Here is a 14,541-nt window from a genome sequence, read left to right as displayed (position 1 = left end):
ACCGTCACGGCACGTTCTCGACCTGGACTCCGAAACGATCCTCGATGCAGCGCTGCTGGAGCTCGGGCGGCAGGTTAACGCAGTCGCCGACCTTGCTGTAGAACCAGCTCAGCAACGCCACGGCGATGACCAGGGTCAGCACGCTCAGCACGATCCCCGCCCAGGCCCTGCCCCGGTTGGAGTGCTTGACGAGCGCCACGATGCCGATGATCAGTCCGACGATGGCCGTCAGCACGCCGATGCCGCACACCACGAGCAGGAAGATGCTCACGATGCCCAGGACGAGCGACGCGGTGCCGAGCCCTCCGCTCCGAGGACGCTCCCACTGCTGCCCCGGAGGCGCCGGGTACGGCGTCGCGCCCGGATAGCCGGGCCCTCCGGGATACCCGGGACCTCCCGGCGAGAGCGGAGCCTGGTACGGCGGGCCCTGCTGGGACCCGTACGGCTGTCCCTGCGCGGACGGGGACGCGTACGGCTGTCCCTGCGCGGACGGGGACCCGTACGGCTGGTCCGGCGCGGACGGGGACGCGTACGGCTGGCCGCCCGGGGGCTCCTGCCTGCCCGGATACCCCTGCTCCCCCGCGGGCTCCTGCCCGGACGGCGTCCGCCCCTCGACCGGGCTCTGCCCGTAGGGCGGTGTCTGCCCCTCCGAGGGATCCCACTGCGAGGAGGAGGCGGCCGGCGTGGCGGGAGACGGTGTGGTGGGAGACGGTGTGGGTGTGGTGGGAGACGGTGTGGTGGAGGACGGCGGCTGGGGCCGGTCCTCCGGCCGCTCCGACCGGCTCGCGTGGGCGCCGGTCCCGCCCTGCCCGCCGTACGGGCTGGCCCCGGGGACGCTCTCGCCGGGACGCGGGAACCCGCCCTGTGCTCCTCCCCCGCCGGGAGCCTGGAACCCGCCGGGAGCGCCCTCGCCGGGAGCCTGGAAGCCGCCGGGACCCTGGAGCCCACCGGGAGCACCCGCACCGGGAGCCTGAGATCCGTCGGCGGCGCTCTCATCGGGGGCCTGGAAGCCGCCGGGAGCGCCCTCTCCGGAAGGACGGGAGGCCGCGGGGAGGTCCTCGGCCGGGGTCGGCGGGTCGTAGCGGGACGGCCTGGCGGCGCTCGACGGCGCGTCCAGGCCCTCGGCCCCTTCCTGCCCTCCGGCTGTCCACCTCTCCCCCGCGCCCTCCTCGGGGGCGCTCTCCCACCCCGGGTAGGCGGGCGGGGTCGCGCCGGGCACCGTGTAGGGCGGCTGCGCGCTCTCCTCGGGGACGCCGGGCGATCCGAACGCCACCGTGGCGTCCGGTTCCGCCTGGACGGGCTGGGGGATCTCAGGGGCGGTCGGCACGTCCGGGTGGCGCGGCAGCGAGGGCTCGCCGGGCGTGGAGATCGGCTGCCCGGGGGGTGTCTCCCCAGGGACGGGGCCGTGCGGCTCCGGAGGCCACGGAGCGGGCTCCTCCGGCTCGCCGGGAACCGTTGTCTCCTCCCCGGCGCCGGGGGGTCGTTCCTGGGCCGCTCCCTCCCCTTCTGGCCGCCGGTCCCTCGGCTCCCGCCGCGGGTCAGGCTGGTTCGGGTCCTCAGGTGTTGTCACGTCCGCTCTCCCGAGGTGTAGGCATGCCGGATACTCACACTCCCCCGGCCCTTTCCCCTGAAACAGGCCGACACGGCAAAACACTGACGATTGTTCGGTAACAGTGATACAGAACGCCGGACACAACCCCCGGGTTCGAGCAGCGAGAAGCCCGACCTAGACTGAAGCATGTGCTGAAGGGCGACGGCCAGCTGAGCCATGACCTTGACCCCCGTGACCAACCCCCGAAGGACGCGTGCGGCGTCTTCGGCGTCTGGGCACCTGGGGAGGAAGTCTCCAAACTCACCTACTACGGGCTGTACGCGTTGCAGCACCGCGGCCAGGAGTCCGCGGGCATCGCGGTCAGCGAGGGCAGCCGCATTCTCGTCTACAAGGACATGGGTCTGGTGGCCCAGGTCTTCGACGAGTCGATCCTCGGAACTCTCCGCGGCCACCTGGCGATCGGGCACTGCCGCTACTCGACCACCGGGTCGAGCGTCTGGGAGAACGCCCAGCCGACGCTGAGCTCGACCGAGGAGGGCGGCCTCGCGCTCGCCCACAACGGAAACCTGATCAACACTGCGGAGCTGTCCCGGCGGCTCGCCCCCGGCTCGACCAGGGCGACCACCGACACCGAGGTGCTGACGTCGCTGCTGGCCCAGGACCGCAGCCAGCCCATCGAGGACGCGGCAGCCGAGCTTCTCCCCCAGGTCAAGGGCGCCTACTCCCTCGTCTTCATGGACGAGAAGACCCTGTACGCCGCCCGTGACCCGCAGGGCATCCGCCCGCTGGTGCTGGGCCGTCTCGAGCGCGGCTGGGTGGTCGCCTCGGAGACCGCCGCGCTGGACATCGTCGGCGCCGTCTTCGTCCGCGAGATCGAGCCGGGCGAGCTGCTCACCATCGACGAGCGCGGCGTCCGCTCCCGCAAGTTCGCGGTCGCCGACCCGAAGGGCTGCCTGTTCGAGTACGTCTACCTCGCCCGCCCCGACACCACGATCGCCGGGCGCGGCGTGCAGACCACCCGCGTCGAGGTCGGCCGCGTGCTGGCCCGCGAGCACCCCGTCGAGGCCGACCTGGTCATCCCGACGCCCGAGTCGGGCACCCCGGCCGCCGTCGGCTACGCCGAGGAGAGCGGGATCCCGTACGGCCAGGGCCTGGTCAAGAACTCCTACGTCGGCCGGACCTTCATCCAGCCGTCCCAGACGATCCGGCAGCTCGGCATCCGGCTCAAGCTCAACCCGCTGAAGGAGGTCGTCGCGGGCAAGCGCCTGGTCGTCGTCGACGACTCCATCGTGCGCGGCAACACCCAGCGGGCGATCGTCAAGATGCTGCGCGAGGCGGGCGCCAGGGAGGTCCACGTCCGGATCTCCTCTCCGCCGGTCTCCTGGCCGTGCTTCTACGGCATCGACTTCGCCACCAGGGCCGAGCTGATCGCCGGTTCGCTCAGCGTCGAGGAGATCCGCGCCTCTCTCGGCGCCGACTCCCTCGGATACATCTCGATCGAGGGCCTGACCGCGGCCACCACGATCCCCGCGGAGCGGCTCTGCCGCGCGTGCTTCGACGGCACGTACCCCATCGCCGTCGACCAGGACAACGTGGGCAAGTACGTCCTGGAGGCCAAGCTGTGAGCCTCCGAAGCGTCTTGGTCACAGCACCGGCCAGGGAGGACTCATGACCAGCTACGCCGCCGCCGGCGTGGACATCGACGCGGGTGAGCGCGCCGTCGAGCTGATGAAGTCGAAGGTCGCGCGTTCCAGGCGGCCCGAGGTCGTCGACGACGCCAGCGGCTTCGCCGGCCTGTTCGACGCCTCGGCCCTGCTGAGTTACCGCCGGCCGCTGCTGACCACCTCGACCGACGGCGTCGGCACGAAGGTCATGCTGGCGCAGGCCCTGGGCAAGCACGACACGATCGGCGTCGACCTGGTCGGCATGGTCGTGGACGACCTGGTGGTCTGCGGCGCGGAGCCGCTCTTCATGACCGACTACATCGCCTGCGGGAAGGTCGTCCCCGAGCGGATCGCCGAGATCGTCGGCGGCGTCGCGGAAGGCTGCCGACTGGCGGGCTGCGCCCTCATCGGCGGCGAGACCGCGGAGCACCCGGGAGCCATGGGCGCCGACGAGTACGACCTGGCGGGCGCCGCGACCGGCGTGGTCGAGGCCGACCGGATGCTCGGCCGTGACCGGGTCCGCGAGGGCGACGTGGTGCTGGCGCTGGCCTCTTCCGGCGTGCACTCCAACGGCTACTCGCTGGTCAGGCACATCATCAAGCTCGCCGGTCTGTCCCTGGAGGACCAGCCTGCCGAGCTCGGCCGCACGCTCGGCGAGGAGCTGCTCGAACCGACCAGGATCTACTCCCTGGACTGTCTGGAGCTGGCCCGCGCGACGGAGGTGCACGCCTACGCGCACATCACCGGCGGCGGTCTGGAGGGCAACCTGTCGCGTTCCCTCCCGCCGACGCTGGACGCGCTGCTCGACCGCTCCTCCTGGACCCCGCCCGCCGTCTTCGAGGTGCTCGCGGGCCACGGGAAGGTCGCCCAGGCCGACATGGACCGCACCTTCAACCTGGGTGTGGGCATGGCGGCCGTCGTGGCCGCGGACGCCGTGGACCCGGCTCTGGCCCTGCTCCGCGAGCGCGGCCTGCCCGCCTGGGTGCTCGGCGAGATCGTCCCCGGCACAGGCCAGGCCCGCTACCGCTGAACCTCCCGGCACAGGCGGGCCCACCTCCGGAGACCCTCCGGGCACAGGCGGGCCCGCCCCCGCCCCGACGTCCTGTCCGTCGTCCGGGCGCCGGTACGGTGAGCAGCGGCGGCGGGCGAGTCGGCGGCGCGCAGGTCGGTGGCGCATGGGCCGGTGGCGCGCAGGTCGGGGGTGTGTGATCCCGAAGACCGTGGGCGAGGCCGAGCGGAGGGGGACGCCGCGCAGAGGACACGCGGCTGACAAGGGATCCCGAAAGGACACGGGAGAAGACACACGGAGGCGAGCGGTGCGCGGGGACGTCGTCCCGGCGCCGGGAAGACCGTCGTGACCGGGCGCGGAAACCGTGGCCGGGTGCGGAAACGACAGAAGCGCTCCGGGCTACCGGAGCGCTGCCAGGAACCGCAGTGCGGAGAAAACACCCGGTGGCTTCTCGACCACCGGGTGTTCTCGCTCACACTCGTTGTGAAGCCGCCTAACGTCGGCCGGACGTCCCGTCGTCGCGGTCGTCTCCGGAGCCGAAGTCATCGGCGTAATCGGCGTACCGATCAGCCAGTTCATCGTAGGAGTCGTTGGCGTCGTCATTGTGGTTGGAGTCGTCTCTGACTCCGAGCTCGTCGCGAAGACGCTCAAGATCAGTGCCACCGCTGTTGTACTTCAGCTGGCGAGCAACCTTGACCTGCTTGGCCTTTGCTCGGCCGCGCCCCATTGGCTCGACCCCCTCGTGTGGGGTCGTGCCCGACCCCTCGTCGCTAACGCACCACGCACTGACGCCACCTGACTTGAGGCGTCAGCTCTCGTTCGACTACAACCGTACCTGTTTTACGCCCGGCTCGGTACGCCGTATGGGCGTGAGGGGCTAGCGGCCCAGCCAAATGCCCCTAATTCGCCCGACTTCCGACATTCTGCGCTCCGCTAGCCTATCGGCTGCGACGGCCGGCGGGATGCCATCCTCAGCCGCCGTCGCGAAGATCTTGAGAGTCGTGTCGTAGATCTGGGTGGCCTTTGCCTTCGCACGGTCCATGTCGAACCCGTGGATCTCGTCGGCCACCTGGATGACGCCGCCGGAGTTGACCACGTAGTCGGGGGCGTAGAGGATCCCGCGGTCGGCGAGCTCCTTCTCCACTCCCGGGTGCGCCAGCTGGTTGTTGGCCCCGCCGCACACGATCCCGGCGCGCAGCCTGGCGACCGTCTCGTCGTCCAGCGCCCCGCCGAGGGCGCACGGCGCGTAGACGTCGATGTCGGCCCCGGTGAGCGCGAGCTGGTCGGCGACCACCTCGACCTGGGGGTGCCGCTGACGGACCCGCTCGACGGCCTGCTCGCTCACGTCGCAGATCACGACCTCGGCGCCGTCCTCGACGAGGTGGTCGACCAGGCGGTGCCCCACCTTGCCGACGCCCTCGACGCCGACCCTCCTGCCGTGCAGCGTCGGCGCGCCGTAGACGTGCTCGGCCGCGGCCCGCATGCCCTGGAACACTCCGAACGCGGTCAGGATCGAGGAGTCGCCCGCGCCGCCGTTCGCCCGGGTGCGCCCGGTCACGTAGGAGCTCTCGCGGGCCACGATGTCCATGTCCTCGCTGTAGGTGCCGACGTCGCAGGCGGTGAAGTAACGTCCCCCGAGGGACTGCACGAACCTGCCGTAGGCGCGCAGCAGCGCCTCGCTCTTGTCCGTGGCGGGGTCGCCGATGATGACGGCCTTGCCCCCGCCGAGGTCGAGACCGGCCAGGGCGTTCTTGTAGGCCATCGCCCGCGAGAGGTTGAGCACGTCGGCCAGGGCCGCCTGCTCGCTGCCGTAGGGGTAGAACCTGGTGCCGCCCAGGCTCGGGCCGAGGGCGGTGTTGTAGATCGCGATGATCGCGTGGAGGCCGCTGCGCTCGTCGGAGCAGAAGATGACCTGCTCGTGCTTGGCCTGGCCGCTTACTGGGCTCGCGTCCTTGTGGGACAGCCCGAAGACGTCGGTCACGGTGGTGGCTCCCGGTCGTCCGGTCCGCCGCTCCGTTGCGGCGGAAATCAGTCTCAGCGTAACCAGAAGTCCCGCCGGAACCACGGGCGAAAGCCCGCCTTCTCACCAGCCGAGACACGAGAAGCGACGCCACGGCCCACACGAGGTCGATACCGGACAACAGCAGGTCCTTCATGACACGATGCGGTCGTGCTGCCCTATGCCGCGTACCTCCGTGTCTACGAACCGCTGACCGCGTTCACCCCGCCGGAACGTTCCTCGTGGGCCGCCTACGCCGAGGCCACAGACAGGCCCCGGCGCGCGAGCGCGCTCCACGCCGAGCACGGCGAGGCCGTACGTCGCCTCCTGGGGGTGCCGCCGTCCCCCGCCCCCGCCCAGGAGAGCCCCAACGCCTATCTGAGGCGCGTCGAGAACGTTCTCTACATCTGCCCCTGGCAGAGCAGACTGAGGTCCTGGCTGGCCTTCTCGCGCTTCCGGGGAGCGACCCCGGCGAGGCTGATGGAACGGTTCGTGCCGATCTCCGTCGCCGAGCAGACGGCCGACGACTTCGACAGGTTCAAGCGGCGCGGCGGCTCCGCGGCGCTCCGCACCCACATCCGCACCTCGACATGGCACGTTCCCACGTCATGGTTCGTCCCCTTCGACGGCAACGAACGCTGGCTGGTCCTCGACGGAGAGGGAGGCCCGGACGGCACGACGACCACCCGGAACCTGATCTACGTGACCTCCATGGCCCACGCCAGGCGGCGCACCGCCCGCGCCCTGCAGATCATCCGCAGGCAGGTCGGCGAGGTCGCGGTGACCGCGGAGGTCGAGGAGGTGGCGCGCTGGCTGGAGGAGTTCCACCCGCACTCGCTCGTCGAGCTCGACTACGGCGGCATCGTCCACCTCATGGGGGACGACACGCTCCAGGACGACCAGTCCGTGGCGGAGATCTCGACGGCCCTGACAGGTCTGGAGAACGGCGAGGAAGAGTTGGCCTTCGCCATGTACCAGCGGGTGATTCTCCGCTGGAGATCAATACAACTTCTCGAATCAGCAAACTGAGTCGCAAATCATCCCTCTGACCTGCATAAGTAGGTTGGTCGATGACCGGCGACACGTCTACGAACTGAGTAGTTTGCCGTTTTCACTGCGATACCACGAAACGTGTCGCTAGAATCACCGAGCGTGACAACAACAGGTGCACAAGAGAGATGAGTCACTCAAAGGCTCGCCAATCGCTCTACGTGGCTGTATGGTCACATCGGGTGATGCCGCATATGGTCCGAACAGCCGCACGCAAGGGGCCATAGGGGGACATCCGTGACAAGCGTCAAGTCGCAGGATCGCTGTCGCCGGTCCACATGGAGGAGAGGCCGCACAAATGTCAGCTCGTACACCCGAGGCAGAGCCGCTGCTCACCCCGGCGGAGGTCGCAACCATGTTCCGGGTCGATCCCAAGACCGTCACCCGGTGGGCGAAGGCGGGCAAGCTCACGTCCATCCGCACTCTGGGTGGGCACCGCCGCTACCGGGAGACCGAGGTTCGCGCACTGCTCGCGGGGATTCCGCAGCAGCGCTCCGAGTAAGACGGGGGCCGTCACGGACCTAGGGGGGATCCAAATGCGCGCTCACCACGTGGGCGCGTAAGGCCACACGGGTTATGTGGGGAGCGGCGTCGCCCGCCCGGCGCCGCCCCACATCGTCCCGTACGGCTCCCGCCGACCCCGCCGACGCGGTCCGCCGGCGCGTCCCGCCCCCCGAGGGCGACTACCGCGCGTGATCGTGGACCAGGTTCTCCAGCAGCTGCCCGGCCTGCGGATCGCGGTTCGCGGCCACTCCGAGCAGCGCCACCATGTGCTCGGTCAGCATGCGCTCAAGCGCCCGCCGTTCGATGTCCCGGTGCTCCAGCCAGTCGAGGCCCGCCGTCTCCACCGAGGCGATCCACGAACGCAGCGTGACACGCAGCGCGGGTCCCGGCTCCTCGACGCGCATCTGCCTCGTGATGAGGCGGAAGAGCCTGCGCCTGACGCCGTCGACGATCTCCCCGATCTCACCGCTGCGGTTGGCCGGTCCGCCCCTGAGCAGCGCCTCGAAGCCCGCCGCGTGCTCCTCGACGAAGTCGAAGTAACGCGTCAGCCCTCTGGCCAGCTCCTCGAGCGGGCGACCGCCGCCATGGGGCTGGAGCCGCGCCTCGAGCTGGGCCGCCGCGCTTCTCAGCGCCGCGACGTAGAGCTCCTGCTTGCCGCCGAAGTAGTGGTAGACCAGGGCCCTCGACGCGCCCGCCGCCGAGGCCACGTCGTCGATGGAGACGTCCTCGGCCTCCCGCCTGCTGAACAGTTCGAGCGCCGCCGCCATGAGTTCTTCGCGACGCCGGTCGACGCTGAGCCTGCGCCGCGCGGGACGCGCGCTCTCCGCCGCGGGCTTGCCCCGCCTGCCGCCCCCGGATGTCGACCCCACACCGCGCACACTATCGGAGTCGATCGCGGGCGGCGGAGAGAGCAAGATCAGAGTTCCCTTGGGCCGAAGCCGTACCTCATTCGGAACTCGATCGTTTTGAGTGACAGGTGCCCATCCACCACATCCCGGGGGAGAGCAATGTCAGGACCACCGGTCAACACCACCGTCACCCGAGCCCGCGAGCTGCCGGCCACCGTCCTGCAGGACGGAGGCGGGCCACGCCCGCGTCCCACGATCCGCAACGTGGCCGAACGCGCCGGTGTCTCCAAATCACTGGTGTCGCTCGTGCTGCGCGGATCGCCGCACGTCAGCGAGCACCGCAGGCAAGCGGTGCTCCAGGCGGCCAGAGAGCTGGGCTACCGGCCGAACGCGGTCGCGCGAAGCCTCGTCGAAGGCCGCACCCACCTGGTCGGGGCGCTCGTCGCCGACCTGCACAACCCGTTCTACGCCGAGTTCCTGGACGGCCTGCAGGAGAGCCTGCACGGCGACGGGCTCAGGCTGCTCATCGGCAACAGCCAGTGGGACCCCGCGTTCGAGGACGAGGCCGTCGAGGCGTTCCTCGAACTACGGGTGGACGGCCTCGTCCTGCTCGGCATCGCGCCGACCAGCGAGACGCTCATCGAGGCCACCGGCTACACGCCGACGGTCGTGGTCGGCGAGCGCGACATCGAGCTGGGCGGCGTGGACATCGTCGTGGACGACGACCAGCTCGGCGCCCGCCTGGCCATCGACCACCTCGTGGACCTCGGCCACCGCAGGATCGCCCACATCGAGGGCGCCCGCTCCTCCTCCGGCCGCTTCCGGTGCGAGGGCTACCTGGTGGCGATGCGCAGGCACGCGCTGGCGCCGTACATCATGGTCGAACAGGGCGAGTGCACGGAGGAGGGCGGCGCGGAGGCCGCGCGCAAACTGCTGACCCGCGACCCCCGCCCGACCGCGATCTTCGCCGCGAACGACACGGTGGCGATCGGGGTCCTCGCCGCCGCGGCGGAACTGGGCCTGCGGGTGCCCGAGGACCTCTCGGTCGTCGGGTACGACAACACCCACCTCGCGGGAACCCAGCCGATCTCGCTGACCACCGTCGACCAGCCCCGCAGGGCCATGGGCCGTTCGGCGGCGGCGCTGCTGAGCGACCGGATCGGCGACCCGGGCAAGTCCTCGCGCCTGCGTGAGGTCACCCCCCAGCTGGTCGTACGGCGTAGCACGGGCCCCGCGCAGGCGTGAGGAGCCTGCCTGGAGCGTTACATCGCGCCCAGGCAGGCTCAAGATCTCGTCAAAACCGGGTCAACCCTCGACGTGGCGACGACGTCCAGGTGTTGACTCCGGTGTGACGAGGGGGTAACAATGCGTGATCCTGAACTGGTTTCATGCGCTCAGCGCGCGGCCGCCGAGCTCGAGCGGGCGTGGGCGCACTGGCGGGCCGCCCGAGGGCGGAGCGGCGACGCGGGGGCCGAATCCGTCGCGAGTTACGTGGCCCATTCGATCGACCATCCCTGGGGGCGTCCGCGCGTGGTCCTCGGGCTGGACGCGGAGGACGCCAGGGAGCTCGCGTCCCTCCTGCAGAAGCAGGAAATCGGAGAACACGTCTGGTGATAACGGCTTGGTCACGACGTCGGGCCACGTAAGTTTGGGTGGTTGACGGTTCCTTCGAGGAGGATGAGCGTGACCAGCAGAGCACTCGTGGCCACTGTCGCCCTGTGCGGCCTGAGCGTCGCCGCCTGCGGCGGCACGGCCGACGGCACCGGCGCGGGCCCGGCGGTCGGCGGGCCCGCCTCCCGAGCGGCGAGTCCGGCGAGCCAGACGACCGAGGCGCCCAAGAGCGCGCAGGAGACCCCGCAGACCCCGGCGACGGGCGGAGGCGTTCCTGCCAGGCCGCTGAGCGGCAAGGTCGTGGTCATCGACCCCGGTCACAACGGTCAGAACTACCGGCATCCCGCGCAGATCAACAAGCAGGTCAACGTCCTGACCCAGTGGAAGGCCTGCGACACCACCGGCACGGCGACCCCGAGCGGCTACACCGAGCCGGCCTTCACCTGGGACGTCTCCCAGCGCCTGGCCAAGATCCTCAAGGCCAGGGGCGCGACGGTGAAGCTCACCCGCCCCGACAACGCGGGCGTGGGCCCGTGCATCACCGAGCGGGCGGCGATCGGCAACGAGGCCAAGGCCGACGCGGCGATCTCGATCCACGGCGACGGGTCGGGCAGCGCCAACCACGGCTTCCACATCATCATGCCGAAGAGGATCAACGGCCCGGTCGACCCGGTGGTCGGGGCGTCCAGGAAGCTCGGCCTGGCGGTGCGCGACGCCTACAAGTCCGGCACCGGCACGGCCTACTCCACCTACATCGGGACCAAGGCCCTCGACTTCCGCAACGACCTCGGCGGCCTGAACCTCTCCACGGTCCCGAAGATCTTCATCGAGTGCGGAAACATGAAGAACTCCGGCGACGCGGCCAACATGCAGAGCCCGGCGTTCCGCCAGAAGGCCGCCACCGCACTGGCCAACGGTCTACAGAACTATCTCAAGTAATGCGCGATCTTGCCCAATTTGGCATGATCTGATGCATGAATGCGCTGCTGCCACGTCCTGTCGCCTTCGAAACCACCGCTGACTCCTTCGAGCTCTCCCCCGGCACCTCCGTCTCCGGTCCCGCCGAGCTGGTGGACGCGGTACGGCTGGCACTCGCCGTGCTCGACCTGCGCCCCACCGCCTCCGCCCCGGAGCCGGGAACGATCACGGTCGAGCACGACCCGTCCCTCGGCCACGAGGCCTACCGGCTGGAGGTGACGGGGCAGGGGGTGCGGATCTCGGCCGGAGACCGCTCGGGAGCGTTCTACGCCGGCCAGACGCTGCGGCAGCTGCTCCCCGACGGGGCGTTCCGCACCGTGGCCAGGGGCGGGTGGAGCGTTCCCGGATGCCGGGTCGAGGACGCCCCGCGCCTGTCGTGGCGCGGCGTCCACCTCGACGTCGCACGGCACTTCCTGCCCAAGCGCGAGGTGCTCAGGATGGTCGACCTCATGGCCGTCCACAAGCTCAACCGCCTCCACCTGCACCTGGTCGACGACCAGGGGTGGCGGGTCGAGAGCAGGGTCGCCCCCAGGCTGCACGAGGTCGGCTCGCACCGGCCGCGCACGATCGTCGGCCACCACGAGGACGACCCGGTCTACGACGAGATCCCGCACGGCGGCTACTACACGCTGGACGACCTGGCGGAGATCTCCGACTACGCCCGTGCCAGGGCCGTGACGATCGTGCCCGAGATCGACGTGCCGGGGCACGCCTCCGCGCTCCTGGCCGCCTATCCCTCGCTCGACGCGCGGGCGACGGACGGCAGGACCCCCGAGCCGTTCACCGTGCTGGACCGCTGGGGCATCTCACCGGCGATCATGTCGCCCCTCCCGTCGACCGTCGACTTCCTGATCGCCGTCATCGACGAGATCCTCGCGGCGCTCGGCGAGACCCCGTACGTGCACATCGGCGGCGACGAGTGCGTGCTCGACGACTGGGCCTCCTCCCCCGAGATCATGGCCTTCCAGGCCGCACAGGGGCTGGAGAGCCTGAGCGACCTGCACGCCTGGTTCCTGCGCAGACTGGCGGACCTGCTGGCCGAGCGGGGCAGCAGGGCGGTCGTGTGGGACGAGGCGTTCGTCAGCGGCATGCTGCGGGCGGACACGATCGTGATGCCGTGGCGCGGCCCCGGAGTGGCGCAGCGCGCCGCGGAGGCCGGGCACGACGTGGTGCAGACCCCCGTCTTCCCCCTGTACCTCGACTACGCGGAGGCCGCCTCGGAGGAGGAGCCGCTCGCCATCGGCGAGACCACCACCGTCGCCGACGTCGCCGCCTACGAGCCCGCACCGGGGTCGTGGCCGGCCGCGGCGCGCGAACGGGTTCTCGGGGCGCAGTTCCAGCTGTGGAGCGAACGCCTGCCGGACGCCAGGGCCGTCGACTACCGGGCGTGGCCGAGGGGCTGCGCGCTGGCCGAGGTCGTCTGGTCGGGCCTGGCGGGCTCCGGCTTCGACGCGCGGCTCGAACGGCACCTGGGCAGGCTGGACGCGCTGGGAGTCGAGTACCGCCCGCTGACCGGACCGCGCCCGTGGCAGCTCGGCGGAGCGGGCCCCCGCCGCCACCGCCCCGGATTCGTCAAGGTGGACGAGGTCATGAAGCACCTGGAGGAGCTGACCCACGTGGCGGACTCGACCAGGCCGAGCCTGTGACACCTCGGCTCACCGCCCACCGGAGGACGTGACGGCGTCACGGCGGTGAGGTGGCCGCGCCCGAGGGGCGTGGAGGGACGGGCAGCGCCCCGGTCGGCGGGTGGCGACGACCGGGGCGGAGCCGTACGGGATCGGCGTCGTGCGGCCCAGAGGCGGTCGTACGGACCTGGACGGGGCCGTGCGGGCCGGGACGGGGCCGTGCGGGCCGGGACGGGGCCGTGCGGGCCGGGAGAGACGGCTGTGCGGGCCGAGGAGCGGCCGCGCGGGCCGGGGAAGCCGAGGGGGCGGGTCAGCCCGCCACCTGGTAGCCGGCCTCCTCGATGGCGGCGCGGACGGCCGCGTCGTCGAGGGCGTCGCCGGAGACGTCGACCCGGCCGCTCTCCAGGTCGACGTCGACCCCGGTGACGCCGGGGACCTCGCCGACCTCCTCCTTGACCGAGCTCACACAGTGCCCGCAGGTCATGCCGGTGACGGTGTAGGTGGTCACGCTCATCACGCCTCCAGTGTCCGAATCTCGTCGATGTTACCCACCCAGGGTATCGACTCAGCTCGCGGTACGGCCGATGATCTCGCGCAGATCGGTGACGCCGTGGCGGCGCATCCGGCGGGCCAGGTCACGGTGGATGCGCCAGGCCCAGAAGGGGCCCTCGTAGATGAAGGCGCTGTACCCCTGGACCAGGGTGGCCCCGGCGAGCAGGCGCTCCCAGACGTCGTCGACGTCCTCGACGCCGCCGACGGAGACGAGCACCAGGCGGTCGCCGACCCTGCTCCTGAGCCTGCGCAGCACCTCCAGTGAGCGGGCCTTCAGCGGGCGTCCCGAGAGACCGCCGGTCTCGGTGCTGCTCACGGCCTCGCGGCTGATCGTGGTGTTGGTCGCGATGACGCCGTCGAGCCCGAGCTCGAGCGCCAGGTCGGCGACGGCGTCCACGTCCTCGTCCGCCAGGTCCGGTGCGATCTTGACCAGCAGCGGGGTGCGCTTCGGGGTGCCGTCCGCGACCTCCTTGACCGCCCGCAGCAGAGGGCGCAGCAGCTCGACGGCCTGCAGGTTGCGCAGGCCCGGGGTGTTCGGCGAGCTGACGTTGACCACCAGGTAGTCGGCGAGCGCGGCCAGCTCCTTGGCGCCGGCCACGTAGTCGTGAACGGCCTCCGCCTCGGGCACGACCTTGGTCTTGCCGATGTTGACGCCCACGACGGCGGGAACTCCGCGGGTCCTGCCGAGCGCCTTGGCGGCGGCGCTCGCGCCCGCGTTGTTGAAGCCCATCCGGTTGATGAGCGCCCGATCCCCCGGCAGGCGGAACAGCCGGGGCCTGGCGTTGCCCGGCTGGGCGTGCGCGGTGATCGTGCCCACCTCGACATGGCTGAAGCCGAGCGCCGACAAGGCCTCCGCGCAACGCGCGTCCTTGTCGAACCCCGCGGCCAGCCCGAACGGGCCGGGAAAGTGCACGCCGAAGGCCTGCACGCGCAGAAGAGGGTCGCGAGGGGCGAGCCTGCGGTGGACGAGCCTCTTGACCACCGGCGCGACCGAGAGAAGGCGGAGCGCGCCGACCACCAGATGGTGCGCGTCCTCGGGGTCGAGGCGGCTGAGGAGCTGCGTGAACACGAATCGATACATCACCGATCAGGGTAGTCCCCCGGCGGGGCGCGGCTCGCGCCGACCGCTCCACCCGCCCGGAACACCGG

General features: G+C 71.0%; 14 protein-coding genes. 8 read left to right on the top strand and 6 right to left on the bottom strand.

Annotation, left to right across the window (positions count from 1 at the left end):
• Window positions 1-4: 4 nt before the first annotated feature.
• On the bottom strand, window positions 5-1,570 hold the full coding sequence (locus PKF00_RS24015) for a DUF4190 domain-containing protein (RefSeq protein WP_271219879.1): 1,566 nt from the start codon (window positions 1,568-1,570) through the stop codon (window positions 5-7).
• A 170-nt stretch (window positions 1,571-1,740) separates the two neighbouring features.
• Here PKF00_RS24015 and purF point away from each other — a divergent pair, with 170 nt between their 5' ends.
• Window positions 1,741-3,177, top strand: a complete 1,437-nt coding sequence (gene purF, locus PKF00_RS24010) for an amidophosphoribosyltransferase (protein WP_271219878.1) — start codon at window positions 1,741-1,743, stop codon at window positions 3,175-3,177.
• 43 nt (window positions 3,178-3,220) lie between these two features.
• Window positions 3,221-4,246 carry a phosphoribosylformylglycinamidine cyclo-ligase gene (purM, locus tag PKF00_RS24005; protein WP_271219877.1) on the top strand — a complete coding sequence of 342 codons (1,026 nt, stop codon included), beginning with the start codon at window positions 3,221-3,223 and terminating at the stop codon, window positions 4,244-4,246.
• Window positions 4,247-4,718: 472 nt separating this feature from the next.
• On the opposite strand, the gene PKF00_RS24000 is transcribed toward purM, so the two are convergent.
• Window positions 4,719-4,952, bottom strand: coding sequence for a DUF3073 domain-containing protein (locus PKF00_RS24000; protein WP_271219876.1), 234 nt, complete (start codon window positions 4,950-4,952; stop codon window positions 4,719-4,721).
• 150 nt (window positions 4,953-5,102) lie between these two features.
• Window positions 5,103-6,206 carry a Leu/Phe/Val dehydrogenase gene (locus PKF00_RS23995; protein ID WP_271219875.1) on the bottom strand — a complete coding sequence of 368 codons (1,104 nt, stop codon included), beginning with the start codon at window positions 6,204-6,206 and terminating at the stop codon, window positions 5,103-5,105.
• 189 nt (window positions 6,207-6,395) lie between these two features.
• On the opposite strand from PKF00_RS23995, the gene PKF00_RS23990 reads away from it, so the two are divergent.
• Both PKF00_RS23990 and bldC read left to right on the top strand, forming a co-directional pair.
• Window positions 6,396-7,253, top strand: a complete 858-nt coding sequence (locus tag PKF00_RS23990; RefSeq protein ID WP_271219874.1) for a DUF8083 family protein — start codon at window positions 6,396-6,398, stop codon at window positions 7,251-7,253.
• Between the two features lie 319 nt (window positions 7,254-7,572).
• Entirely contained in the window at window positions 7,573-7,776 is a 204-nt protein-coding gene (gene bldC / locus PKF00_RS23985; protein ID WP_013133571.1) for a developmental transcriptional regulator BldC, read from the top strand.
• Window positions 7,777-7,957: 181 nt separating this feature from the next.
• On the opposite strand, the gene PKF00_RS23980 is transcribed toward bldC, so the two are convergent.
• Entirely contained in the window at window positions 7,958-8,647 is a 690-nt protein-coding gene (locus PKF00_RS23980; RefSeq protein WP_271219873.1) for a TetR/AcrR family transcriptional regulator, read from the bottom strand.
• A gap of 138 nt (window positions 8,648-8,785) precedes the next feature.
• Between PKF00_RS23980 and PKF00_RS23975 the strand changes: the two genes are divergently transcribed.
• The 4 genes from PKF00_RS23975 to PKF00_RS23960 all read left to right on the top strand — a co-directional run bounded on the left by PKF00_RS23975 (window position 8,786) and on the right by PKF00_RS23960 (window position 12,861).
• On the top strand, window positions 8,786-9,871 hold the full coding sequence (locus PKF00_RS23975; RefSeq protein WP_271219872.1) for a LacI family DNA-binding transcriptional regulator: 1,086 nt from the start codon (window positions 8,786-8,788) through the stop codon (window positions 9,869-9,871).
• 120 nt (window positions 9,872-9,991) lie between these two features.
• A complete protein-coding gene (locus tag PKF00_RS23970) occupies window positions 9,992-10,240 on the top strand; it encodes a hypothetical protein (RefSeq protein ID WP_271219871.1) in 249 nt (82 codons plus the stop codon).
• 69 nt (window positions 10,241-10,309) lie between these two features.
• The gene (locus PKF00_RS23965; RefSeq protein WP_271219870.1) at window positions 10,310-11,176 is read left to right on the top strand and encodes an N-acetylmuramoyl-L-alanine amidase; all 867 of its coding nucleotides are present in this window, start codon (window positions 10,310-10,312) and stop codon (window positions 11,174-11,176) included.
• A gap of 35 nt (window positions 11,177-11,211) precedes the next feature.
• Entirely contained in the window at window positions 11,212-12,861 is a 1,650-nt protein-coding gene (locus PKF00_RS23960; protein ID WP_271219869.1) for a beta-N-acetylhexosaminidase, read from the top strand.
• Window positions 12,862-13,150: 289 nt separating this feature from the next.
• Here the strand turns inward: PKF00_RS23960 and PKF00_RS23955 are convergent, their stop codons facing one another.
• Together PKF00_RS23955 and PKF00_RS23950 are read right to left on the bottom strand one after the other, a co-directional pair.
• A complete protein-coding gene (locus tag PKF00_RS23955; protein ID WP_271219868.1) occupies window positions 13,151-13,354 on the bottom strand; it encodes a heavy-metal-associated domain-containing protein in 204 nt (67 codons plus the stop codon).
• 51 nt (window positions 13,355-13,405) lie between these two features.
• Entirely contained in the window at window positions 13,406-14,473 is a 1,068-nt protein-coding gene (locus PKF00_RS23950; protein WP_271219867.1) for a quinone-dependent dihydroorotate dehydrogenase, read from the bottom strand.
• Between the last annotated feature and the right edge of the window lie 68 nt (window positions 14,474-14,541).

It is taken from the genome of Streptosporangium carneum, from assembly GCF_027922005.1.
Taxonomy (GTDB): domain Bacteria; phylum Actinomycetota; class Actinomycetes; order Streptosporangiales; family Streptosporangiaceae; genus Streptosporangium; species Streptosporangium carneum.
The sequence above is the reverse complement of the archived record's forward strand: the minus strand, read 5'-3'. Positions and strand labels throughout refer to the sequence as shown.

What these genes read in the sequence shown, in the direction of transcription:
- purM (WP_271219877.1), top strand. Translation starts at nt 3,221, where the DNA reads ATGACCAGCTACGCCGCCGCCGGCGTGGACATCGACGCGGGTGAGCGC.
- PKF00_RS24000 (WP_271219876.1), bottom strand. Translation starts at nt 4,952, where the DNA reads ATGGGGCGCGGCCGAGCAAAGGCCAAGCAGGTCAAGGTTGCTCGCCAG.
- bldC (WP_013133571.1), top strand. Translation starts at nt 7,573, where the DNA reads ATGTCAGCTCGTACACCCGAGGCAGAGCCGCTGCTCACCCCGGCGGAG.
- PKF00_RS23975 (WP_271219872.1), top strand. Translation starts at nt 8,786, where the DNA reads ATGTCAGGACCACCGGTCAACACCACCGTCACCCGAGCCCGCGAGCTG.
- PKF00_RS23970 (WP_271219871.1), top strand. Translation starts at nt 9,992, where the DNA reads ATGCGTGATCCTGAACTGGTTTCATGCGCTCAGCGCGCGGCCGCCGAG.
- PKF00_RS23960 (WP_271219869.1), top strand. Translation starts at nt 11,212, where the DNA reads ATGAATGCGCTGCTGCCACGTCCTGTCGCCTTCGAAACCACCGCTGAC.
- PKF00_RS23955 (WP_271219868.1), bottom strand. Translation starts at nt 13,354, where the DNA reads ATGAGCGTGACCACCTACACCGTCACCGGCATGACCTGCGGGCACTGT.
- PKF00_RS23950 (WP_271219867.1), bottom strand. Translation starts at nt 14,473, where the DNA reads ATGTATCGATTCGTGTTCACGCAGCTCCTCAGCCGCCTCGACCCCGAG.